This is a genomic window from Halopseudomonas nanhaiensis (genome assembly GCF_020025155.1).
GTDB lineage: Bacteria > Pseudomonadota > Gammaproteobacteria > Pseudomonadales > Pseudomonadaceae > Halopseudomonas > Halopseudomonas nanhaiensis.
On the sequence record NZ_CP073751.1, the window covers coordinates 1,580,529 to 1,603,053 of the forward strand.

General features: G+C 62.3%; 19 protein-coding genes. 14 read left to right on the forward strand and 5 right to left on the reverse strand.

Going from position 1 to position 22,525, the window contains the following annotated elements; all coding sequences use genetic code 11:
• Positions 1–103 precede the first annotated feature (103 nt).
• From KEM63_RS07150 to KEM63_RS07205, 12 genes are all read left to right on the forward strand, one after another.
• Entirely contained in the window at positions 104–3,160 is a 3,057-nt protein-coding gene (locus KEM63_RS07150) for a motility hub landmark protein FimV (protein ID WP_223655501.1), read from the forward strand.
• A gap of 3 nt (positions 3,161–3,163) precedes the next feature.
• Complete coding sequence (truA, locus tag KEM63_RS07155; RefSeq protein WP_223655502.1) at positions 3,164–4,021, forward strand: tRNA pseudouridine(38-40) synthase TruA; 858 nt, start codon at positions 3,164–3,166, stop codon at positions 4,019–4,021.
• Between the two features lie 62 nt (positions 4,022–4,083).
• On the forward strand, positions 4,084–4,698 hold the full coding sequence (locus tag KEM63_RS07160; RefSeq protein ID WP_223655503.1) for a phosphoribosylanthranilate isomerase: 615 nt from the start codon (positions 4,084–4,086) through the stop codon (positions 4,696–4,698).
• A complete protein-coding gene (gene trpB, locus KEM63_RS07165) occupies positions 4,691–5,908 on the forward strand; it encodes a tryptophan synthase subunit beta (protein WP_223655504.1) in 1,218 nt (405 codons plus the stop codon). The genes KEM63_RS07160 and trpB overlap by 8 nt, the downstream gene beginning before the upstream one ends.
• Before the next feature lie 12 nt (positions 5,909–5,920).
• Positions 5,921–6,724, forward strand: a complete 804-nt coding sequence (gene trpA, locus KEM63_RS07170; RefSeq protein WP_223655505.1) for a tryptophan synthase subunit alpha — start codon at positions 5,921–5,923, stop codon at positions 6,722–6,724.
• 42 nt (positions 6,725–6,766) lie between these two features.
• A complete protein-coding gene (accD, locus tag KEM63_RS07175; RefSeq protein WP_223655506.1) occupies positions 6,767–7,666 on the forward strand; it encodes an acetyl-CoA carboxylase, carboxyltransferase subunit beta in 900 nt (299 codons plus the stop codon).
• On the forward strand, positions 7,666–8,952 hold the full coding sequence (gene folC / locus KEM63_RS07180; protein WP_223655507.1) for a bifunctional tetrahydrofolate synthase/dihydrofolate synthase: 1,287 nt from the start codon (positions 7,666–7,668) through the stop codon (positions 8,950–8,952). Before accD ends, folC begins: the two co-directional genes overlap by 1 nt.
• On the forward strand, positions 8,945–9,550 hold the full coding sequence (locus tag KEM63_RS07185) for an SPOR domain-containing protein (RefSeq protein ID WP_223655508.1): 606 nt from the start codon (positions 8,945–8,947) through the stop codon (positions 9,548–9,550). Before folC ends, KEM63_RS07185 begins: the two co-directional genes overlap by 8 nt.
• A 73-nt stretch (positions 9,551–9,623) precedes the next feature.
• Positions 9,624–10,106: a CvpA family protein gene (locus KEM63_RS07190; RefSeq protein ID WP_223655509.1), complete on the forward strand. Its 483-nt coding sequence runs from the start codon at positions 9,624–9,626 to the stop codon at positions 10,104–10,106.
• A 54-nt stretch (positions 10,107–10,160) separates the two neighbouring features.
• Complete coding sequence (purF, locus tag KEM63_RS07195) at positions 10,161–11,666, forward strand: amidophosphoribosyltransferase (RefSeq protein ID WP_223655510.1); 1,506 nt, start codon at positions 10,161–10,163, stop codon at positions 11,664–11,666.
• A gap of 45 nt (positions 11,667–11,711) precedes the next feature.
• On the forward strand, positions 11,712–12,923 hold the full coding sequence (locus KEM63_RS07200) for an O-succinylhomoserine sulfhydrylase (RefSeq protein ID WP_223655511.1): 1,212 nt from the start codon (positions 11,712–11,714) through the stop codon (positions 12,921–12,923).
• Between the two features lie 190 nt (positions 12,924–13,113).
• Positions 13,114–13,395 carry a ComEA family DNA-binding protein gene (locus KEM63_RS07205; RefSeq protein WP_223655512.1) on the forward strand — a complete coding sequence of 94 codons (282 nt, stop codon included), beginning with the start codon at positions 13,114–13,116 and terminating at the stop codon, positions 13,393–13,395.
• Positions 13,396–13,430: 35 nt separating this feature from the next.
• Here KEM63_RS07205 and KEM63_RS07210 read toward each other — a convergent pair whose 3' ends face one another.
• Complete coding sequence (locus KEM63_RS07210; protein ID WP_223655513.1) at positions 13,431–14,873, reverse strand: methyl-accepting chemotaxis protein; 1,443 nt, start codon at positions 14,871–14,873, stop codon at positions 13,431–13,433.
• 189 nt (positions 14,874–15,062) lie between these two features.
• On the opposite strand from KEM63_RS07210, the gene rnd reads away from it, so the two are divergent.
• Positions 15,063–16,217: a ribonuclease D gene (rnd, locus tag KEM63_RS07215; protein ID WP_423747839.1), complete on the forward strand. Its 1,155-nt coding sequence runs from the start codon at positions 15,063–15,065 to the stop codon at positions 16,215–16,217.
• Positions 16,207–16,500 (forward strand): YcgL domain-containing protein, encoded by a 294-nt coding sequence (locus KEM63_RS07220; RefSeq protein ID WP_223655514.1) that lies wholly within the window; start codon positions 16,207–16,209, stop codon positions 16,498–16,500. Before rnd ends, KEM63_RS07220 begins: the two co-directional genes overlap by 11 nt.
• 1 nt (position 16,501) lies before the next feature.
• Here the strand turns inward: KEM63_RS07220 and KEM63_RS07225 are convergent, their stop codons facing one another.
• The 4 genes from KEM63_RS07225 to KEM63_RS07240 form a co-directional block, all read right to left on the reverse strand.
• Positions 16,502–17,722, reverse strand: a complete 1,221-nt coding sequence (locus tag KEM63_RS07225) for a pyridoxal-dependent decarboxylase, exosortase A system-associated (protein ID WP_223655515.1) — start codon at positions 17,720–17,722, stop codon at positions 16,502–16,504.
• An 18-nt stretch (positions 17,723–17,740) separates the two neighbouring features.
• On the reverse strand, positions 17,741–17,965 hold the full coding sequence (locus tag KEM63_RS07230; protein WP_223655516.1) for a DUF3820 family protein: 225 nt from the start codon (positions 17,963–17,965) through the stop codon (positions 17,741–17,743).
• A gap of 61 nt (positions 17,966–18,026) precedes the next feature.
• Complete coding sequence (locus tag KEM63_RS07235; RefSeq protein WP_223655517.1) at positions 18,027–19,808, reverse strand: putative bifunctional diguanylate cyclase/phosphodiesterase; 1,782 nt, start codon at positions 19,806–19,808, stop codon at positions 18,027–18,029.
• A gap of 83 nt (positions 19,809–19,891) precedes the next feature.
• Positions 19,892–22,483 carry a bifunctional diguanylate cyclase/phosphodiesterase gene (locus KEM63_RS07240; RefSeq protein ID WP_223655518.1) on the reverse strand — a complete coding sequence of 864 codons (2,592 nt, stop codon included), beginning with the start codon at positions 22,481–22,483 and terminating at the stop codon, positions 19,892–19,894.
• Positions 22,484–22,525: the final 42 nt, after the last annotated feature.

Below are 22,525 nucleotides of genomic sequence, written 5' to 3' on the forward strand. Positions count from 1 at the left end.
AATGACACCTGTCGGCCGGATGGGGAGCACTACATAGGCCGGGCGATGGGTGGCGGAATCTCTGGGACGCGTGAGAAAACGATAAAAGCAAAGGATTTTCGCTATGGTTCGCAAACTGGTTTTGGCTGTCGCCGCAGCAAGTGCGCTGATGTCTTCGAATATGGCACACGCGCTGGGGGTAGGGGACATCAACCTGCGTTCGGCCTTGAATCAGCCTCTCGATGCAGAAATCGAGCTGCTGCAGGTACGAGATCTTTCCAGTGCAGAAATACGCCCCGCACTCGCCTCGCCAGATGACTTCGGTCGAGCCGGAATCGACCGTGACTTCTTTCTTACAGACCTGAAGTTCACTCCAGAAGTTCGATCCGATGGTCGCGCGATCATTCGTGTTACCTCGAACAAGCCAGTCCGCGAACCGTTTCTCAACTTCCTGATGGAAGTGAAATGGCCGTCCGGGCGGGTGTTGCGTGAATTCACCCTGCTGCTTGATCCCCCGCTGTACCAGCCTGCGCCGCTCGCCGGCCGGCCGGCGCCGCCGACCTCCGCTGCCTCCCAGCCGTCGGTCAACCGCCAGCAACCCCAGGTCACACCCCCCCGCACCTCCTCCACTCAGGCCGCACCTGCTGCCAGCAGCGCTTCAGGTGACGGGGCCGGAGCCAGCGGGCAGGTTCGTGCCAATAGCTCGGATACCCTGTGGGAAATCGCCCAGCGTTATCGTCCACAGGGCGCCTCCGTGCACCAGACCATGCTGGCCATCCAGGATCTGAATCCGAACGCGTTCGTCGATGGCAACATCAACCGGATGCTCTCGGGCTCTACCCTGACCATGCCGGACGCCGAGCAGGCCGGAGCGCGCACTCAGGCAGAAGCCATCAATCAGGTCGCCGAGCAGAACGCGGCATGGCAACGTGGTCGTCAGGTCGCTCAACCCGTGCAGCGGCAGCTGGATGCGCGGGAGCGTGACACTGCCGCAGCCGCACCAGCCACGACCGATGGCGGTGATTCCCTTCGCCTGCTTGCCGGGACGGGCGAGGGCGGCGGTGGCGAAGCAGAAACCGAAAACAACAATGGCGAAGCGTCGCAACTGCGCGATTCGCTTGACCGTACCAAGGAACAGCTCGATTCCGCGGAGCGGGAAAAGGCCGAAATGGCTGATCGGCTGCAGGACGTACAGGGTCAACTTGACACGCTTCAGCGTCTCCTGGCGCTCAAGGATGCGCAACTTGCCGCGCTGCAGGACCAGCTCGGTGAAGACGGACAAGCCGCAGCCGATGTGGCGCAGGTTCCTCCGGTGGACCCGGAGGCCGTTGCATCCGAGGCAGATGCCAATACCGAGACCGCGAACGAATCCGACCCAGGTACCGAAGGAGCCGAAACATCGCCGGCTTCTGAAGCGGCTGAGTCCATCGACCCGGCTGAAATCGCTGCGCTGGAGTCAACTGAAGAGCTAGAGGCTGCGACTGCTGAGCCTCTGCTCGAAGGCTCCGACGCCGAGCAAGGCATCGAAGCGTCCGAGTCGGCGAGCCAGGTAGCTGCTGACGAAGCGGCGAGCGCTGCCGACGCTGACACAGCACCTGACGTCGCACCCGTGCTGCAGCCAACCCCCGAAGAGGTCAGCGCGCAGCAGTCTTCCGCCGAGCGTGACGACGGGATCGAGTCGCTGTTGCAGCGCATGCTGCAGAATCAGACCCTCATGCTGGTCGCAGGCGCAGCCGCCTTGCTGGTGCTCCTGCTGATCCTCATGGCGCTGGCCCGTCGCAATGCCCGCCGGGAAGAGTCGCTCGCCGATAGCTACATAGCCCCGGTGCCGGTCGGTCACGATAATGAGCCGGCTTCTGACGATTTCAACGTCGCCCTTGCGTCCTTCGATTCCGCTGGAGACGAGCAGTCCATAGCTCAGGATCCGTTGACGGAGGCCGATGCGCTGATTGCCTACGGCAAGCTGGAAGAGGCCGCCGAGGTGTTGCGCGCGGGTATTGCTGAAGATCCGGACCGCGCCGATTTGCGTCTCAAGCTGATGGAAGTCGAAGGCCTGCTGAATCACCCGGATGGCTATGCCGCTCAGGCCGAAGCACTGCGTAACATGGGTGGGCATGACTCCCAGATCGAGGCGCTCAACCTGCGCTTCCCGGCGATGACTGCCGCGCTGCTTGGCGCCTCGGCCACGCTGGCAAACGATGACGAGACCATTGCATTCGACTCGACCGACGAAGCGGCGTACGCGACCGAAGCGCCGGTGGCAGAAGAGGCGCCTGCCGAAGACTTCGATTTCAGCGATTTCGATCTGGGGGATGACCTGTCCCAGCCGGTCGAGCCTGAATCGGAGAAAGCTGCCGAACCGGTAGCCGAGCCAGCCGAGCCAGCCGAGCCAGTCGAAGAAGCCGAGTTCGACCTTGATTTTGATCTCGAAGACACGCTTGCCGGAGAAGGCCAGCCGCAATCGCTCGACCAGGGGTATCCGGCGAGCGAGCCCGTCGCTCCGGTCGACACTGTTCCCGCAGCCGCTGAGTCGACCGATGAGGCAGCATTCGATGCGTCCGAATTCGATCTGAACTTCAACCTGGACGAGGAGGCGAGCACCGAAGAGCCAGCCGCTCAGGCGCCTCTCGACAAGTCGCTGGAAGCATCGCTTGACGACGATTACGACCTGTCGCTCAACGAAGACATGCAGGCGGAGCAACTGCTGGCAGAATTCGAGGCGATGCAGGACGAGGCCGGCGACGCTGCTGAAGCGCCCCGCACCGAGTCGTCAGTCGAGGATTTCAATCTTTCCGACGAGGACCTCGCTGGCTTCGAAGAGGAGCTGAATGCCTCCATCGAAGCCGAAAGTGCCCAACTCGATTCAGGCGACGCGCAGGATAGCGACGCAGCGGAATCAGTGAGTGGCGAGCGTGTCGGCGATCAGCCCAGCGAGCTGCCGGATGCGCTGGACCCGTTCGCAGCGGATCTACCAACCGAACAGGCTATGAGCGACAGCATGGAAGACGAGTTCGATTTCCTCTCCGGTACCGATGAGTGCGCGACCAAGCTGGATCTGGCGCGGGCCTACATCGACATGGGAGACGAAGAGGGCGCGCGCGATATCCTCTCCGAAGTAGTGGAAGAGGGCTCCGATCAACAGCAGCAGGATGCTCGGGACATGCTGGCTCAGCTGGATTGATCAATGGCTGAAAGTGAGTCCAAGGCGGCCGCCCTCGGGGCGGCCGCTGGCATTTCCAGGGTTGCTGCCTGCATCGAATATCGCGGTTCGGCTTACCGCGGCTGGCAGCTCCAGCAGCCTGGTGTCGCGAGTGTTCAGGGCGCCGTCGAAAAGGCCTTGTCACGCGTTGCCAATCATCCGGTTCAGACCTCCTGTGCCGGACGAACGGACGCAGGTGTCCACGCGTCCTGTCAGATCATCCACTTCGACACCACCGCGATCCGCTCCTCGGAGAACTGGTTTCTCGGGACCAATGCCAATCTGCCGTCCGACATCAGTTTGTCCTGGGCACGAGCCATGCCGATGGATTTCCATGCCCGGTTCTCCGCCATGGCCAGGCGCTACCGGTATGTGATTTACAACGATCGGGTTCGCCCTGCGCATCTGGCTCACGAAGTCACCTGGAATTACCGACCGCTGGATCTGGAGCGCATGCAGGCTGCGGCCGAGGTTCTGGTCGGCGAGCACGACTTCACCTCCTTCCGCGCCATCGCCTGTCAGGCCAAGTCGCCGGTGAAGAAGGTTCATCATCTGCGGCTGGTTCGCTTCGGCCGCTTCATTGTCCTCGATATTCGCGCCAATGCATTTCTGCATCACATGGTGCGCAACATAGCCGGAACCCTCATGCAGATCGGCTGCGGGGAGCGCCCGGTGGAGTGGACCCGCGACATCCTGCATGCGCGGGATCGACGGTCGGGCGGGCTCACTGCCCCGGCGTTCGGTCTGTATCTGGTTGATGTCACCTATCCCGAGCGCTTCGTTCTTCCGCAGCGTTACATCGGTCCACATTTTCTGGCGCCGCTCAACGAGCTCGACGACTGACGCTCCCTGGCACATCTGCTACTATCGTCAGCCTTGTTTCAGGCAGCGGCGTGGTCAGACCCATGGTTCGAGTCAAAATCTGCGGTATTACTCGCCCCGAGGACGCCTTGGCGGCTGCCGGCGCAGGCGCAGATGCCATCGGGCTGGTGTTCTATCCCGGTAGCCCGCGACACGTCTCCCCGGATGCAGCCGCCAGGATCGTCAAGGCGCTGCCCCCCTTCGTGACGTCCGTTGGCTTGTTCGTCGATGCTGGCGAGGCTGACGTGCGCGAGGTCCTTCGTCAGGTTCCGCTGGACCTTCTGCAGTTCCACGGAGACGAGCCGGACGAATTCTGCAGCCGTTTCGGCGTCCCGTACATGAAGGCGCTGCGCGTACGTCCGGGCGACGATCTCGACGCACTGGCCGCGCAATGGCCGGGCGCATGCGCAATCCTTCTCGATGCTTACAAGCCTGGCATGCCCGGTGGTACCGGCGAACGGTTCGACTGGTCGATGATCCCGGCGAGCCGCAGCTGGACGCTCGTTCTGGCAGGCGGGCTCGACGCGAGCAATGTGCGCCAGGCGATCGATCTGGCGAGGCCCTGGGCAGTCGATGTCAGCGGCGGCGTCGAGGCCGACAAGGGCATCAAGGATCCGGAAAAAATCAACGCTTTTGTTCAAGAGGTGAAGCGTGTCTGAGTCAAATCCCGTCGATTACAAGCTGATCCCCGATCAGCGCGGTCACTTCGGCCCCTACGGTGGCCGCTTCGTCTCCGAAACGCTGATGGATGCGCTGCAGGAGCTGGAGGCGCTGTACAACCGTCTGTCCCAGGACGCCGAGTTCCAGGCCGAGTTTGACCGCGATCTCGCTTTCTACGTAGGCCGGCCGTCGCCGCTGTACCTCGCCGAACGTCTGACCGCGCGGGTAGGCGGAGCGCAGATCTACCTCAAGCGTGAAGATCTGAACCATACCGGCGCGCACAAGGTGAACAACACCATCGGACAGGCATTGCTGGCCAAGCACATGGGCAAGCCGCGAGTGATCGCTGAAACCGGTGCCGGGCAGCATGGCGTGGCAACCGCCACCGTCGCTGCGCGTCTCGGCCTGAAATGCCAGGTTTACATGGGCGCGGACGACGTCAAGCGTCAGTCCCTCAATGTCTACCGCATGAAGCTGCTTGGTGCTGAGGTCATCCCTGTGACGTCCGGATCGCGCACGCTGAAGGATGCGATGAACGAGGCCATGCGTGACTGGGTAACCAATGTGGATGATACGTTCTACATCATCGGCACGGTGGCAGGTCCGCATCCGTACCCGAAGCTGGTCCGTGATTTTCAGTGCGTGATTGGCCGTGAGGCGCGCGAGCAATGCCTGACCCAGACCGGCCGCCTGCCGGACGCGCTGGTCGCCTGCGTAGGTGGCGGGTCCAATGCCATCGGTCTGTTCCATCCATTTCTCGAGGATGACTCGGTCGCCATGTATGGCGTCGAGGCCGGTGGACACGGCATCGCCACCGGCATGCATGCCGCGCCACTTAGCGCGGGTCGTCCGGGGGTACTGCACGGCAACCGCACCTACCTCATGGAAGACGAAGCCGGACAGATCATCGAAACCCATTCGGTTTCCGCAGGGCTGGATTATCCCGGTGTCGGACCGGAGCACAGCTGGCTCAAGGATATCGGGCGCGTGAACTACGTGGATGCGACCGATGAGGAAGCCCTGGCAGCGTTCCGTGAGCTGACCCGTACCGAGGGCATCATGCCCGCTCTGGAGTCCAGCCACGCCGTCGCCTACGCGTTGAAGCTGGCGGCGACCATGCGCCCGGATCAGACCATCGTGGTCAATCTTTCCGGACGTGGTGACAAGGACATTCACACCGTCGCCGGCCTCGACGGCATCAGCATCTGACACGAGTACGTTATGAGCCGAATCGATACCTGTTTCCAGTCGCTGCGCGAGCAGAACCGCAAGGCACTCATTCCCTATGTCACGGCGGGCGATCCCAACCCTGCGATGACGCTGCCCCTGATGCACGCGCTGGTGGACGCCGGCGCCGACATCATCGAGCTGGGCATTCCGTTCTCCGATCCCATGGCCGACGGCCCGGTGATCCAGCTGGCCATGGAACGGGCCCTGGCCCACCACGTCAGCCTGCGTCAGGTACTCGGAATGGTGGCGGAGTTTCGACACACCAACGACTCCACGCCGGTGGTGCTGATGGGCTACCTCAACCCGATCGAGCGGATGGGATACGAGGAGTTTGCGCGCCACGCCTCCCAAGCCGGCGTGGATGGCCTGTTGACGGTCGACCTGCCGCCGGAAGAGGCTGACGACGTGACCGACCTCTTCAAGCAGTATGGATTGGAGTGTATTTTTCTGTTGTCTCCGACCACCACGCTGGACAGGGCTCGGCAGATTTGCGAGCGCGCCAGTGGATATGTCTATTATGTTTCACTCAAGGGTGTGACCGGCTCCAGTGCTTTGGACGTCACCGATGTAGCTGCGAAACTGGAAAAACTGCGCACCGTTACCGATCTGCCGATCGGTGTCGGTTTCGGCATCCGTGACGGCGCCTCGGCGGCCGCCGTCGGTGCGGTCGCGGATGGGGTTGTGGTGGGCTCGGTGTTGGTGAACGAGATTGCTCGTCACGCCGACCAGCCGGAGCGCGCACGCGAAGCGATCAGCGCAATCATTCGTGATATGCGCCGCGCGATGGACAGTTGAGCGAACCCCTAATTGGCACTGAATAACAGATAAGGATTGGCGATGAGCAACTGGCTGGTGGACAAACTGATTCCTTCCATAGTGCGCTCCGAGGCTCAGAAGAGCAGCGTACCTGAAGGCTTGTGGCGCAAGTGCCCATCATGCGATGCGGTACTGTATCGGCCCGAGCTGGAAAAGAATCTGGACGTGTGCCCCAAGTGCACCCATCACTTGCGCATCAACGCCCGCCGCCGGCTCGACATCTTCCTCGACGAGGATGATCGCAGCGAGATCGCCGGCGAGCTCGAGCCCATCGACAAGCTGAAGTTTCGTGATACCAAGAAGTACAAGGACCGGCTCAGCGCAGCGCAGAAGGAGACTGGGGAGAAGGACGCACTGGTGGTCATGCAGGGCAGGCTCAAGGGCATGCCGCTGGTAGCCAGTGCCTTCGAGTTCAACTTCATGGGCGGCTCGATGGGCAGCGTGGTGGGTGCGCGGTTCGTTCGGGGTGCCGAAGTGGCGCTTCGCGAGCGAATTCCGTACGTCTGCTTCCCGGCTTCCGGCGGTGCGCGTATGCAGGAAGCGCTGTTTTCGCTGATGCAGATGGCCAAGACCAGTGCTGCGCTGGCCCGTCTGAAGGAAGAGGGCATTCCCTTCATTTCGGTCATGACCGATCCGGTATACGGTGGGGTGTCCGCCAGCCTGGCAATGCTAGGTGATCTGAACGTCGCCGAACCCAACGCGCTGATCGGCTTTGCGGGGCCACGGGTCATCGAGCAGACCGTACGCGAAAAGCTTCCGGCAGGATTCCAGCGTAGCGAGTTCCTGCTTGAGCACGGGGCCCTGGACATGATCGTTCCGCGCAATCAGATGCGTGATCGCCTTGCTGGCATTCTGTCCATGATGCTCAATCAGCCTGCTCCGGAAGATCAGCTCATCGCCTTGCCTGACGGCGAGGTCTGATGTTGCCCAGCAGCCTGCCCGAGTGGCTGGCCCGTCTCGAAGGGCTGCATCCTACCGAAATAGACATGGGGCTCGCGCGGGTTGCCGAGGTGGCTCGCCGCCTCGATGTCCTCAAACCTGCCGAGCTCGTATTCACCGTAACCGGCACCAACGGCAAGGGTTCGACCTGCGCCGGTCTTGAAAGCCTGTTGCGTGCCGCAGGGCTGCGCACCGGCTTGTACACTTCGCCGCACCTGCTCCGTTACAACGAACGTGTCTGTATAGACGGCCAGCCGGTGCCCGATGCGGATCTGTGCCTGGCATTCGAAACCATCGAAGCCGCTCGCGGCGTTATTTCACTCACCTACTTCGAGTTTGCGACCCTGGCCGCGCTCTGGCTCTTCCGCCGAGCGGGGGTTGCCGCCGTCGTGCTCGAGGTCGGGCTGGGCGGAAGGCTGGATGCGGTGAATATCGTCGATGCTGATATCGCGGTGGTCACCAGCATCGGTCTGGATCACGCCGAGTACCTGGGCGATACCCGCGACTCGGTCGGATACGAGAAAGCCGGCATCGGGCGCGCAGGCCGGCCGCTCGTTTGCGGCGAGCCCGATCTGCCAGACGGGTTCGTGCAGGAAGTTGTGCGTCGTCAGGCTCGGTTGATCTGGCGTGGACGCGATTTTCACCTCCGCGCTGATGCCGAGGGCACCAAGTTGCAGGGGGCTGACGCAGGTGGGCACGTCCGAACGCTGAGCGTGCCGGACACACCACTGCCGATCGACAACCTCGTGCTCGCCTTGCAGGCGTTCTGGCTGGCCGGCCTGGATATGCCCGACGCGGTAGCTGCTCAGGCACTGCGCGATGCATTCGTTGCCGGCCGACTGGAGCGCCGGACCATCAGCTGGCACGGTCAGCCACGCCGCCTGTTGCTCGATGTCGGGCACAATCCGCACGCCGCAGCGTTTCTGGCTCGCGCGCTACGCCGGGACCAGGTGCCGCGGCATGCAGTGTTCGGCCTGCTTGCAGACAAGGATCTCAGCGGTGTCGTGGCCGAGCTGCACGGTATCTTCGATGGCTGGGCTGTTGCGCCGCTGGCGAGTCCGCGAAGCAGGCCGGCGCGGGACCTGGTGACGCATCTCATTGCTACCGGCGAGCGGGCCGAGGCCTGTGAATCGGTAGCCGAGGCATTGCAAACCTCGCTTGACGAGACGCCGGCCGGTACCGAAATAGTCGTGTTCGGGTCGTTTTTCTGTGTGGCTGACGCCATACTCTGGCTTTCGACCCAGACTCAGGAGCTCACCAATGGATAATGGTCTCAAGCAGCGAATCATAGGCGCGATCGTACTGGTGATCGCGGCGGTGATTTTTCTTCCCATGCTGCTGTCCGGTCAGGACGAGACGGTCCGTGTCGAGGTCGATGCACCGGAGCCGCCGGAAATGGATCCTACGCCGATCGCGCGTGCAGCGCCGGTGGAGTTGGCCGAGCCAGAGCAGTTACCTGATATACCGCCTAGCGTGCCGACGCCCGGTCCGATTGAACCGCCGCAGCCCGGCGAGCCCGAGACCCCGCCCGAGCCGGCGGTGGCTGTTGCCCCGGCGGCCCCGCCGGTTGCGTCGCCACCTCCGCCGGCCGCACCCGAACCTGCCGCTGCGCAGGGTAACTGGGTGGTGCAGCTGGGCAGCTTTTCCAGCGCAAGCAATGCCAGTGCGCTGAGCGAGAAGTTGCGCACGCAGGGATATAACGCCTATACCGTGCCTTCCCAGGTGAACGGAAACAGCATCACTCGCGTATTCGTTGGGCCGGTGGTCGACCGCGACGGCGCCAATCGGCTGCGCGACGAGCTGGCTCGCCGGAGCGGCAGCAAGGGAATGGTAGTGGCTTATGACGCATCGACCCGCGCGCGATAGCTCGTCCGGATTGTTCCGATGCGGTATGCGGCTCTGTTAGAATGACCCCCTTTTTTCGACAGGGTAGCGCAGCGTGACATTTGCCTGGGTGGATTGGCTGATCATCGGCATCATCGCGGTATCGGCTCTGATCAGTTTGACGCGGGGCTTCGTCAAGGAAGCACTGTCGCTGGTGACCTGGGTGGTCGCAGGCCTGGTGGCCTGGACGTTTGGCGGGGCGCTGGCCGAACTGCTCGTCGGATACATTGAGACGCCTTCGGTACGTGTCATCACAGCCTGTGCCATTCTGTTTGTGCTGACGCTGATACTTGGCGGGCTGGTCAATTACCTTATCGGGCAGCTGGTCGCGGTCACCGGGCTCACCGGGACCGATCGCTTTCTGGGCATGGTCTTCGGTGCCGCCCGCGGGGTGCTGCTGGTGGTGATCGCGGTCGGATTGCTGAGCCTTGCGCCCGTGGAGGGCGATTTGTGGTGGCGCGAGTCTGAGTTGATTCCTCATTTTCTTCTGGTGGCCGACTGGTCCAAGGGATTCATCCTTGGCATGGTCGGACGCTGATGTCCGCGCCGGGTCGGCGCGAGCGTTTCAAACTTCAACGAAAGGTGTTCAGCCATGTGTGGCATTGTTGGCATAGTAGGCAAAACGAACGTCAACCAGGCGCTCTATGATGCCTTGACCGTCCTGCAGCATCGCGGTCAGGACGCCGCCGGCATCGTGACCTGCGACAGTGGACGACTGTTTCTGCGCAAGGACAACGGCCTGGTGCGCGACGTGTTCCATCAGCGCCACATGCAGCGGCTGGTCGGCAACATGGGCATCGGCCACGTTCGCTACCCGACTGCCGGTTCGTCAAGCTCGGCCGAAGCACAGCCGTTCTATGTCAACTCGCCGTACGGCATCACGCTTGCGCACAACGGCAATCTGACCAATGTCGAGCAATTGTCGCGCGAGATCTACGAAGCTGACCTGCGCCACGTCAACACCAATTCGGACTCCGAAGTGCTGCTCAATGTGTTCGCTCATGAGCTGGCCAGTGGAGGCAAACTGCGGCCGAATCAGGATGACATCTTCAACGCCGTGCGAGCTGTCCACAACCGCTGTCGCGGCGGCTATGCGGCCATCGCCATGGTCACCGGCTACGGCATCGTCGGCTTTCGCGACCCGAACGGCATTCGGCCTATCGTGTTTGGCAAGCGTGAAACACCCGATGGCATCGAATACATGATCGCATCCGAAAGCGTTGCCCTCGACGTGCTCGGCTTCGAGCTGATCCGCGACCTCGAACCTGGCGAGGCGGTCTACATCACCGACGCTGGCGAGCTGCACACGCTGCAGTGTGCGAAGAACGGTCACTATGCTCCGTGCATCTTCGAGCATGTCTATCTCGCCAGACCCGACTCGATGATCGATGGGGTGCTGGTGTACAAGGCTCGACTGCGCATGGGCGAGAAGCTCGCCGAGAAGATTTTGCGCGACCGTCCCGATCACGGCATCGATGTGGTCATTCCCATTCCCGATACCAGCCGGACCTCTGCCGTCGAGCTGGCGAACCGGCTGGGCGTCAAGTTTCGCGAAGGGTTCGTCAAGAATCGTTATATCGGGCGTACTTTCATCATGCCCGGGCAGGCGGCGCGCAAGAAGTCGGTTCGACAGAAGCTCAACGCCATCGAGCTGGAGTTTCGCGGCAAGAACGTGCTGCTGGTCGACGATTCGATCGTGCGCGGGACCACCTGCAAGCAGATTATCCAGATGGCGCGTGAAGCCGGCGCTGCCAACGTGTACTTCTGTTCGGCTGCGCCCGCGGTACGCTATCCCAACGTGTACGGTATCGACATGCCCAGCGCTCACGAGCTGATTGCACACGGGCGCACCACCGAGGAAGTGGCGGAACTCATCGGCGCCGACTGGTTGATCTACCAGGACCTGGACGACCTGGTCGAAGCGGTTCGCGAAGGCAATCCGAACATCACCGAATTCGATTGCTCGGTGTTCGATGGCAAGTACGTGACAGGTGACGTCAACGAAGCCTATCTGGGCAAGATCGAGCAGGCGCGCAACGATGCGGCCAAATCTACCAACAACGTAGCCAGTGCGATCATCGACCTGCACAATAACTGAGCCCGGCGAAGCCGGGCAGCACCTGATTCTGGCGAGAGGACAGCGATGAGCAACGAATGGGAAGCCGGCCGGCTGGACAGTGATCTCGACGGCGTAGCGTTCGACACCCTGGCGGTGCGCGCAGGTCAGCATCGGGGGCCGGAAGCAGAACATGGCGAGGCGCTGTTCCTGACCTCCAGTTATGTGTTTCGTACCGCAGCTGACGCGGCGGCCTGTTTCGCTGGCGACGCGCCAGGCAACGTCTACTCGCGGTACATGAATCCGACGGTACGCACCTTCGAGCAGCGTATTGCCGCGCTTGAAGGCGCCGAGCAGGCCGTGGCAACGGCCTCCGGCATGGCGGCGATTCTGGCCACGGTCATGAGTTTATGCTCGGCTGGCGACCACATTGTCGTATCTCGCAGCGTGTTCGGCGCAACCGTGACGCTATTTGAAAAGTACTTCAAGCGCTTCGGCGTCGAGGTCGACTACGTTCCGCTGGGCGACCTGCAGGGTTGGCGATCAGCATGCCGGGCCAATACGCGGTTGTTCTTCGTCGAATCGCCGTCCAACCCGCTCGCCGAGCTGGTCGACATTCGCGGCCTCGCGCAGGTTGCGCACGAGCAGGGCGCGCTGTTGGCGGTGGACAACTGTTTCTGCACGCCTGCGCTGCAAAAGCCTCTCGAGTTTGGCGCGGACATCATCATCCATTCCGCTACCAAGTACATCGATGGCCAGGGCAGGGCGCTGGGTGGCGTGGTCGCCGGGCGTCGCGAGCACATGCAGGAAGTCGTCGGATTCCTGCGCACCGCCGGCCCGACCATGAGCCCGTTCAATGCCTGGGTATTCCTCAAGGGCCTTGAAACATTGCGGCTGCGCATGCAGGCCCATTGCACCAGTGCGCAGGCGCTGGCTGAATGGCTTGAGCAGCAACCGCAGGTCGAACACGTCTATTACGCCGGCTTGCCCAGCCACCCGCAGCACGAGCTCGCCCGCGCGCAGCAGAGTGCCTTCGGTGCAGTGGTCAGCTTCGAGGTACGCGGGGGGCGTGAGGAAGCCTGGCGATTCATCGATGCCACGCGGCTGCTTTCGATCACTGCCAATCTGGGCGATGCAAAATCGACCATCACGCATCCGGCCACCACTACCCATGGACGGCTGACGCCGGAGGCGCGGTCGGCTGCGGGTATCAGGGACAACCTGATACGCGTTGCGGTGGGTCTGGAAGACGTGGCGGACATTCGAGCCGATCTGCAACGCGGGCTCGACGCGGTCTGACCGGTGGGCCGGCACGCTGTCTGCGGCGTGCCGGTTGCCGAACGGTTCGCATATTTGAGCATCGCGTTTGGCATCGCCGCGCATTTATCCTAGGGTACGCCTGCCGCAGGGAAGCGGGCGTTCCGAGCAGTAAGCCTCAGTAGTCACCCTTGTAGTACGGCTTCGCAACTACTCACAAGGAGTGATCCTCATGAAAAAACTACTCAGTACCGTTGTTCTTGTTGCTTCTGCATGGCTCGTGGCGCCCGCGTTCGCTGAAACCACAACGCCGAACTTGTCCGTCAACATCAACACTGCCAGCGCAGCGGAGATCGCCGAGACACTTCAGGGCGTGGGCGAGGCAAAGGCGCAGGCCATCGTGTCGTATCGGGAAGAGCATGGGCAGTTCGAGTCGCCTGAAGCGCTCAGCTCGGTCAGCGGAATCGGTGCGGCGACGGTGGAAAAGAACCGCGAGCGGATTGCGGTTCAATAGCAGACATCGGGCAGCAGGCGCTGCCCGGTTCAGGTTCAGGTACGCAGCTTGCTGACCGATGCACTGAGCGTGTGCGCGAGTGTCGCGAGCTGTTCGCTGGTCGAGGCGCTACGGTGAGTTTGCTGGACGGTCTGCTCGGTCACATCGCGAATCTGCACCACGCTCTGCGTAATGGCTTCGGCGGCCTGGCTCTGCTGTTCCACTGCCGAAGCGATTTCGCTGTTCCCGGCAAGGATCTGGCTCACGGCCGAGGTGATTCTGCCCAGTGATGCACCTGCTTCTTCGATCTGTTCTACCGAATCGTGCGTCAGCTCGGCGCTGGCCTGCATGTCGCGCACCGCATCCTGCGTTCCGCCCTGCAAGGCTTCGATCATGCGGTGAATTTCGTCAGTCGACTTCTGTACCCGCTGCGCCAGCGCGCGCACCTCGTCGGCGACCACCGCAAAGCCGCGGCCGGATTCCCCTGCACGGGCGGCTTCGATAGCCGCGTTCAACGCCAGCAGGTTGGTCTGCTCGGCAATGTCTCGAATGACCCGCACCACGCCGCTGATCTCCTGGCTGTGCCCTTCGAGTTTCTGCATATGGTGGGTGCAACGCTCGATGCTGGTCGCCAGCCCGGCTATGGTGCCACTGACCTTCAACACCTGGTCGCGCCCGTGGCGCGCCAGCTGATCCGCCTGATCGGACTGGTCCCGTGATGCCGCCGTATTGCCGGCAATGTCCTGAACCGTAGCGCTCATTTCGTTCGCAGCAGCCGCCACCATATCGGTTTCGCCTTGCTGCGCAATCATGCCGTCGCGTACCTGCCCCATCAGTCTAGCCAGTTCGGAGGTGCCGCGGTCCAGGTCTTCGGCAGCATGTCGCACGGCCCCCACCACCTCCTGCTGAGCGGATTGCATCGCGTTGAATGCCCGTGCGATCGAGCCCACCTCATCGCGAGAATCGGCTTTCGCGCGCAGGGTCAGATCGCCGGTTTCCTGAACGGCGAGCATGACATCGCGCAACGCAGTGATGTGCCGGGTGATGAACAGAATCAACAGCTGCGAGACCACCAGTACGCCGAGCATCAGAACGAACACCGTCACGGCGTAGAAAGGGGCCTGGGCAATCAGCAGAGCGAAGTACGGCTGATGATTCACTGCCAGCAACACGGTCTGCTCGCCGTTGCGCATGCCCCAGGCGCCGTGTACTCCGCCTGCCATTGCTGGTGGCAGTCTGTCTGCATCGATCCAGACCGGCGCAGTACCCAGCGCCGGCGGCGCTGTGCCCAGAGCGTCTGCATTCAGCCATGTCAGGTGCGGCACGGGTTGACCCGCTTCGAGCTGCGTGATCAGCGAGCCGGCCACGGCCTGACGCTCCTTGTGCAGGGTGCGTTGCTCGACCCAGAGCGCGACAAGAACCAGCAGCAGCGTACTGATGAACGTCACGCCATTGACCGCCCAGAATTTGTACTTCAACGGTAAATGCTGAAAAGCCATGCCTGCTCCATTCGCTGCACTCGTATCGGACGAGGGGACGCCGATGAGCGCCAATTATAAGAATCCAGTGACTGTATCGGTTGATACGGATCAATCTTGATGGTGAAGGGACACGTTCGGTATCGCTTTCGGGGCCGGGCGCCGGCCGTTTCATCGGTTATACTGTCGCCCCGCTCAAGGAACCGCATCATGACCGCATCCCGGGCTCAGCCCCTGATGATCGCCGACAATTCCGAACTTGCCGCCTGGTGCGAACGCTGGCGGACGCTGCCGTTCATTGCGGTGGACACCGAGTTCGTGCGCACCGAGACCTTCTTTCCGATCGCCGGCCTGATTCAGGTCGGTGACGGCGAGCAAGCCTACCTGATCGATCCGCTGGCCATTACCGACTGGGCGCCGATGGTGGCGCTTCTGGAGGATCCGCAGGTTATCAAGGTGCTGCATTCATGCAGTGAAGACCTCGAGGTGTTTCACCAGTTGTGCGGGGCGGTGCCCAAACCGTTGTTCGATACGCAACTGGCGGCCGCCTATCTGGGTATGGACTTCTCGATGGGCTATTCACGATTGGTCAATGCTCTGCTGGGCATCGAGTTGGCCAAGGACGAGACGCGCTCGGACTGGTTGCAGCGTCCACTCAGTGAAACTCAGCTGCAATATGCCGCAGACGATGCGATACATCTCGCGGACATCTACAAGGAGCTGGCTCCGCGTATCGAGCAGGCCGGCTTCACTGCGTGGTTGTTGAGCGATACCGCCGAGCAAAGCGCGGTCGTGGGTCTCCAGCAGGATCCGGATCAAGCCTATCGTTCGATCAAACAGGCCTGGCGTCTGCGCCCGGACCAGTTGGCCGTGCTGCAGCGGTTGGCCGCCTGGCGGGAGCGCGAGTCCCGGGCTCGCAATCAGGCGCGCAATCGGCTGCTCAGAGAGACCACGATGGTGCCACTTGCTCAGCGTCAGCCGGATAGCCTCCAGGATCTGGCGCGTATCGAGGACATGCACCCCCGCTCGGTGCGCCAGGACGGCCAGCAGATTCTCGAGTTGATCCGGCAGGGCAAGGCGGTGCCGCAGGATCAGTGGCCGGCACGGCTGCCGGAGCCGCTTCCGGCGGACGCCAACAAGATGCTCAAGGCGCTGCGCAAGGTGGGTCAGGCGCATGCCACCCGGTTGGGCATCGCCCCGGAAATCATGTTACGCAAGAAGGTGCTCGAGGCCATGGTGAGGACCGGCTACCCTGGCGGGCCGTACCAGTTACCCGATGAACTGGTGAGCTGGCGTCGACAGCTCATGGGTGAGCAACTCCTTCAGGTCGCAAACGGAACACAGGAAGGCAACGATGTCGGTTGAATGCTCAATCTATCGCAGCAAGCGCAAGCCGGGTATGTACATCTATCTACGCCGCGGAGCGGATGTCAGCGACCTGCCCGAGCCGATACAGCACATGGCCGGATTGCTGGAGCACGCCATGGACCTGGAGTTGCACGAGCACCGCAAGCTGGCCAAGGAAGACACTCATGCCGTGTTGCGCAATCTGTCGCAACAGGGCTATCACGTGCAGATGCCGCCGCAGGCTGAAGACTGGATCGTGCATCTGCCCGAAGAACTGCTGACCCGCAACGATCCCATCTAGATCAGACCAGCATCTCGATGGCTGCAGGGTGGCCGAGAAACGCGGTGGGACTTGCGCTCGGACCGTAGGCACCTGATTGCAGGACCACCAGAAAATCGCCTGGCTCCGCGCGCGGCAGCTCGACCTTGTCCGCGAGAATATCCAGCGGCGTGCACAATGGCCCGTGGGCGCTGACCATTTCCACTGGTTGCTCGTTCAGGCGATTACCAATGACCACCGGATAATTCTTGCGAAGCACCTGGCCGAAGTTGCCGGAGTTGGCCAGATGGTGATGCAGACCACCGTCGCACAACAGATACGTCTGGCCGCGGCTGTGTTTGCGCTCAATGACGCGACACACGTAATAGCCCGCTTCGCCGACCAGGTATCGCCCCAGCTCCATGATCAACCGCGTGTTGCCAAGCCAATGGGCATTCTCGTCGATCAGTCGCGCCAGCTGCTCGCCAACACGCGTGACGTCGAGCGGCCGGTCGGCAGGAAAATACGGAATGCCAAGTCCCCCTCCGATGTTGATCAGTTCGAACGGGTTGCCCCAGAACTGGGTGAGACGTCTGGTCAACTCAAAGGTCAGGCTCTGCGCTTCGGCGATCGCTTCCTCGCGCAGGTTCTGCGAGCCGCTGAAGATGTGCAACCCCTTCAAAACCAGCTCGTCGCTGCGCAATGTATCGAGCAGTTCGGGGACCCGCTCGGCATCGATGCCAAAGGGTCTGGCACCGCCGCCCATCTTCATACCCGACGACTTCAGCTCGAAGTCCGGATTGACCCGCAGCGCAATCTGCGCAGGACACTGCAGCCTGGATGCAATGCCTCGTATGCGCCGCAACTCATCTGCTGACTCAACGTTGATCAATACGCCATTGGCGACGGCTGCGGCGAGCTCGTCATCACCCTTGGCGGGCCCTGCGAAGCTGATGTCCGCGGCAGCGGTGCCGCTGTCCAGCGCTACGCGCAGTTCGCCAATCGACGCGACGTCCAGTCCGTCAACGCAGCTGGCCAGCAGATTGACCACGGCCGGCATCGGATTGGCCTTGATTGCGTAATGCAACTCGACGCGCTGTGGCAGGCCCGATCGAAGTGTGTCGACACGCTGCACGATCGCGGCCCGGTCGTATGCGTAAAACGGCGTTCCACCGGCGCGCAGAGCCAGTTGATCAAGCGTAAGGCCGTTTATCAGCAGTTCGGGGCCGGCATCGGTAAAACGGTCTAGCGCAGAGTGGGGCATTCGGCGTCCAGGGAAGGTTCAACGTACCCGCGGCGACGAGCGCAACGGATCGAGCAGGGGAGAAAGTCCGTTGTGATCGATTTCCTGCATGAGCGCCAGCAAGCGACCGATGTCTCCCGGCGGAAAGCCCTCCCGGGCAAACCAGTTCAGATAATGCCCCGGCAGGTCGGCAATGAGCCGACCCTTGTACTTGCCGAAGGGCATTTGACGAGTCACTAGCAGTTGCAGGTCTTCAGGCTTCATGGAAATCCGTGGACAGTGTCAAAGGTGGCATTATGCCCGAAGCGTTGACGCCATTTCTCGTTCAGTCCGGTTCGCGTTCGATCAACCACTGCTCCAGGGCTTCCGCGGACATGGGGCGGGCAATCAGATAGCCCTGCAGCTCTTCGCAGCCCAGGGCATGGAGGAAATCGCGTGATTCGATGCTTTCCACGCCTTCGGCCACGACGCGATAGCCCATGTCGTGGGCCATCGAGACCATGTTGCGCACCAGCGTCTGGCTACGGGCATGTGTGTCCAGGCGGCTGACGAAAGAGCGGTCGATCTTGACCACGTGCGCCGGGATTTCCTGCAGGTAGGCGAGGCTGCTGTAGCCTGTACCGAAGTCGTCGATCGCCACGGTAATGCCTTCTGCACCCAGGCGGCCGAGCCGCTCCGAGGCCGAGCGACTGTTGCCTATCAGCGCACTTTCAGTCAGCTCAAGCTCGAGCGCCGAGCTCGGCAGTCCGTGCTGTCGCATCGTTGCCAGCACGTTGTCGACGAAGTCATCCTCATCCAGATTCGCTGCCGACACGTTGACCGATATACGCAGGTCCCGACCCTGTCGGTTCCAGATGGCGCTGCGGGCGATAGCTGCCTGCATGACCCAGGCGGTGATCGGTCGAGCCAGCGGGGTGTTTTCCAGCAACGGGATGAATTCGGCGGGCGAGATGTCGCCCAGCGTCGGATGACGCCAGCGCAGCAGGGCTTCGGCGCCAACGCAGCGGCCGGTGGCTGACTCAATGCGCGGTTGAAACACCAGGCGCAACTGATCCTGGCTGAGCAGGGCAGAGCGGATGTCTGCCAGCAGGGTGAAGCGGCGTTGATGTCCGGCATCGATGCTCATGGAAAAGACGCCGACGCCTGCTTCGGTCTGCCGCGCATCCAGGCATGCGCTGTGCGAAGTGCGCAGCAGATCGCTGGCCTCGACCGAACCTGGCAGAAAGGGTGATACGCCCAACGCGGGCCGGATGCTGATCGAGGTGTCGTGCTCCCTGCAAAGTGCCAGCAGATCATGCCTCAGGCCCACGGCGTAGTCGACGGCAGCGGCTTCATCGCGGTAGATGCAGATGTAGACGTACTGGCAGGAGCCGAGTTGATAGACCTGGGTCTTGGGACGCAGTCTTTCCAGCAGGAACCGCGCGACTTTGCGCGACAGGGAGTCGAGCACGGTCTGACCCATGACCCGCTGGACGGTCGATATCTGCTGTGAGTCGAGCAGTTCAATGAATACGGCAAACCGCCGGTCATCCGGTGCGTCACGACCCAGATCCTCCAGGTCTTCGGCAAACTGGCTGCGATTCGGCAGGCCGGTGGTGGGTTCGATCCGGCCGAATGCATGCTGCAGTTCGATCTGCGCCATGACCATCGCCGCGAGGTCCTGAAGCGCGGCTAGCTCCTCGCTGGTCGCCTGGCGCGGCTCGGTGCCCAATACGCACATCGCGCCGAGGCTGTAGCCTTCGCGGGTGAGGAGAGGGGCGCCGGCGTAGAAACGGATACCCGAATTTGCCAGCACACTGTCCCGGTAGGTATCGGACTCGAGCAGATCGTTGACTACCAACATACGGGTTGTGTCAGCGACCTCTCCGCAACAGGCACGTTCGCGCGGGATCTCCCAGTGTTCAACGCCGACTCGGGACTTGAACCACTGCCGGTCTTCGTCCGTCAGCGAAACAGCGGCAATCGGCAGGTTGAACAGCCGCGCAGCCATGCGCGTGATGCGGTCGAAGCTTTCGCTGGGTGGCGTGTCGAGGAGGTTAAGCTGACGCAGCGCCTGTAGACGCTCGCGTTCGTAGTTGGCGAAGGGATGGGACGAGTGCACGCTCATGAGTTCGGTCAGTTCTCCTCGAAAGTCGGCGCAGCGTAGTCAGGAAGGCGGAAAATGCCTAATTGAAACAGACTATGCCAGCATTAGTTGCTTTCTCCGATGGACTGCACGGGCACCATCATCTTCCGGAGGTCTTTCAGATGCATCGGTCTGTCCAGATGGTAGCCCTGTGCTTCGAAGCAGCCAAGGCGCCGCAGTTGTTCCAGCTGTTCCGACGTTTCCACACCCTCGGCGGTGATCGTGAGGTCGAGCGCGCTGCCGAGTGCGATAACTGCCTCGACGATCGCCTGACTCGAGGCTGAGTCGCCCAGCCCGGCGATGAATGCTCGGTCGATCTTCAGTCCGTCGAATGGGAAATTGCTCAGATAACTCAGTGAGGAATAGCCGGTCCCGAAGTCATCCATCGCCAGTCGCACCCCCAGGGCCTTGAGTTGCAGCATGACCTCCAGCGCGCGCTCGGCATCTTCCAGCATCACGTTCTCCGTGACTTCCAGTTCCAGACGATGTGGTTCGAGACCGGTCTCCCGGAGAATGTCGTGAACCCGAGCGACCAGATCACCTCGGCGGAACTCGCTGGGGGACAGATTGACCGAGACCCGCACATCGTTCTTCCAGGCTACGGCCTCCTCGCAGGCGCTGCGCAGGATCCAGGTACTCAGTGGATGGATCAGCCCGGTTTCTTCGGCGATGGGAATGAACAGATCCGGCCCCAGCTGTCCGCGAACCGGGTGATACCAGCGAACCAGCGTCTCGGCTGCGACCATGCGGCCTGACTCGACGTGGTAGCGCGGCTGCATGACGATGTGCAGAGTCTGGTCCTTTATCGCCTGGCGCAGATCGCGTTCGAGCTGGTTGCGCTGCAGGATGCGCTCATTCATGTCGCTGGCGTAGAAGCACCAGGTCTTGCGCCCTGCGCCCTTGGCCTCATAGAGCGCGATGTCCGCATAGCGCAACAGCTCAGCCGGATCGGTGGCGTCCATCGGCGCCATGGCCACGCCAATACTGGCGCTGATGAACACGCGTTGCCCACGATACTCGATAACGCGCTCGACGCTGTCGATCAACCGCGCACACAGGCGGGCAATCTCGTCCTGCGTAGCCAGCCCACTGACTATGAGGATGAATTCATCGCCGCCCAGACGCGCCACCAGGTCGCCGTCGCGCAGGCAACTGCGCAGGCGGTTCGCAACTTCGGTCAGCACCAGGTCGCCCGCGTGATGGCCGAAGGTATCGTTGACCGGCTTGAATCGGTCCAGATCGATGCTCAACATGGCCAGCGGTTCGTTCTCCGCAGCCGTGTCCTTGAGCCGGCCATCGAGAAACTGCTGCAGCCGGTTGCGGTTGGGCAGGCCGGTCAGAGAGTCGTGCTGTGACAGATGTTCGATCCTGGCGCGTGCCTCGACTTCGTCGGTAATGTCTCTGGCGGTGCCGCGGTACCCGCCCGCAAGCGGGCTCTCTTCAATGTAACGCAGCGAGACCATGCAGACGCGTCGCCGACCATCGCGAGACATGTAGTAGCACTGCCAGGTGTCGCCGCCGGGCGTGCGCCCGATCTGACCGTTGAGCCAGGAGGCCAGGTTGGCAGGGCAACGCAGAAAATCAGTGATAGGGCGACCCAGCCAGTCCTTGCGAAGGTGACCGGTCACCTTGGCAAAGCGGTCTGAGAGGTAGGTAATCTGCAGGTCCGAGTCGGTTTCCCATATCCAGTCGGACGAGGCCTCGGCAACGTCGCGGAACCGCGCTTCGCTGATGGCCAGCGCCGCTTGGCTGGCCGACAACGACGCGTAGCTGGCATCGACATCTCGCGCGGTGTTGAACGCGCGCTGCAGGATCGCCAACGCGAGACCGGCACACAGAATCCCGGTAAGCAGTAGCAGGGGGAGCATCACGTACAAGAGTTGCTCGCCCGGGCGCGCCGGATCCCAGGTAAGAGCGATGGACGGACCCTGCGTGTCGAGATCGAGCCAGGCCCGCTCGTTGGAAGCGCCCTGATCTGCCACGCGCAATCCATCGACACCAAGATCCCTGCCAATTTGCAGCAGCTTCTCCGGACTCATGATGGAGACGAACAGCACAACCGACGTCCCGCCCCGCATCGGCGTTACTGTCGGATCGCTGCCGACCGTCAGCGGCGCGGCCCCAACAAGCACCGGCTGTCCATTCATGTTGTGGATGACGCTCACCGGCTCTTCTGCCTCGTACTGCGCCCGAGCAAGTGCAAGGACGCCGTCCAGCCCCTGTCCCAGCCAGCGCTCCGCGGAAAGATCGGTCAGCGCGCCGCGTATCACCGCGTAGGTGGTCGTGTCGTCGGGACCGATGACGAGCAGGCCTTCGTAGCCGAAGTCTTCATACAGCGACGGCCCCATGTTCTGTCTTTCGTAGGCCCACCCTGTATCGACGGTAACGTGCAGGTGGCGATAGGCGTCGCCCCAGAATGCATAGTCGCTTACCACGGTTTCCAGCGCGCGCAACTGTGAGTCGATGGCTCTTGCGGCATATTGCCGAGAGTGTTCGAGGGCGGCGTGGTTCTGTTGAAACGCGATGACGACGAGCGTGGCGCTGGCGACGAGAAACAACGACAGCATCAGCCCGGCGATGAGCAACAGGGAGCGCCGTGTGTGTCGAAGGCTCGGGCCGGCCTCCGTTGAAGCAGCCCGCGGTTCGGTGTGCGGCATTCGCAGCCCCGGCAGGTGGACGGTAAAGGTCAGGCAACGTCC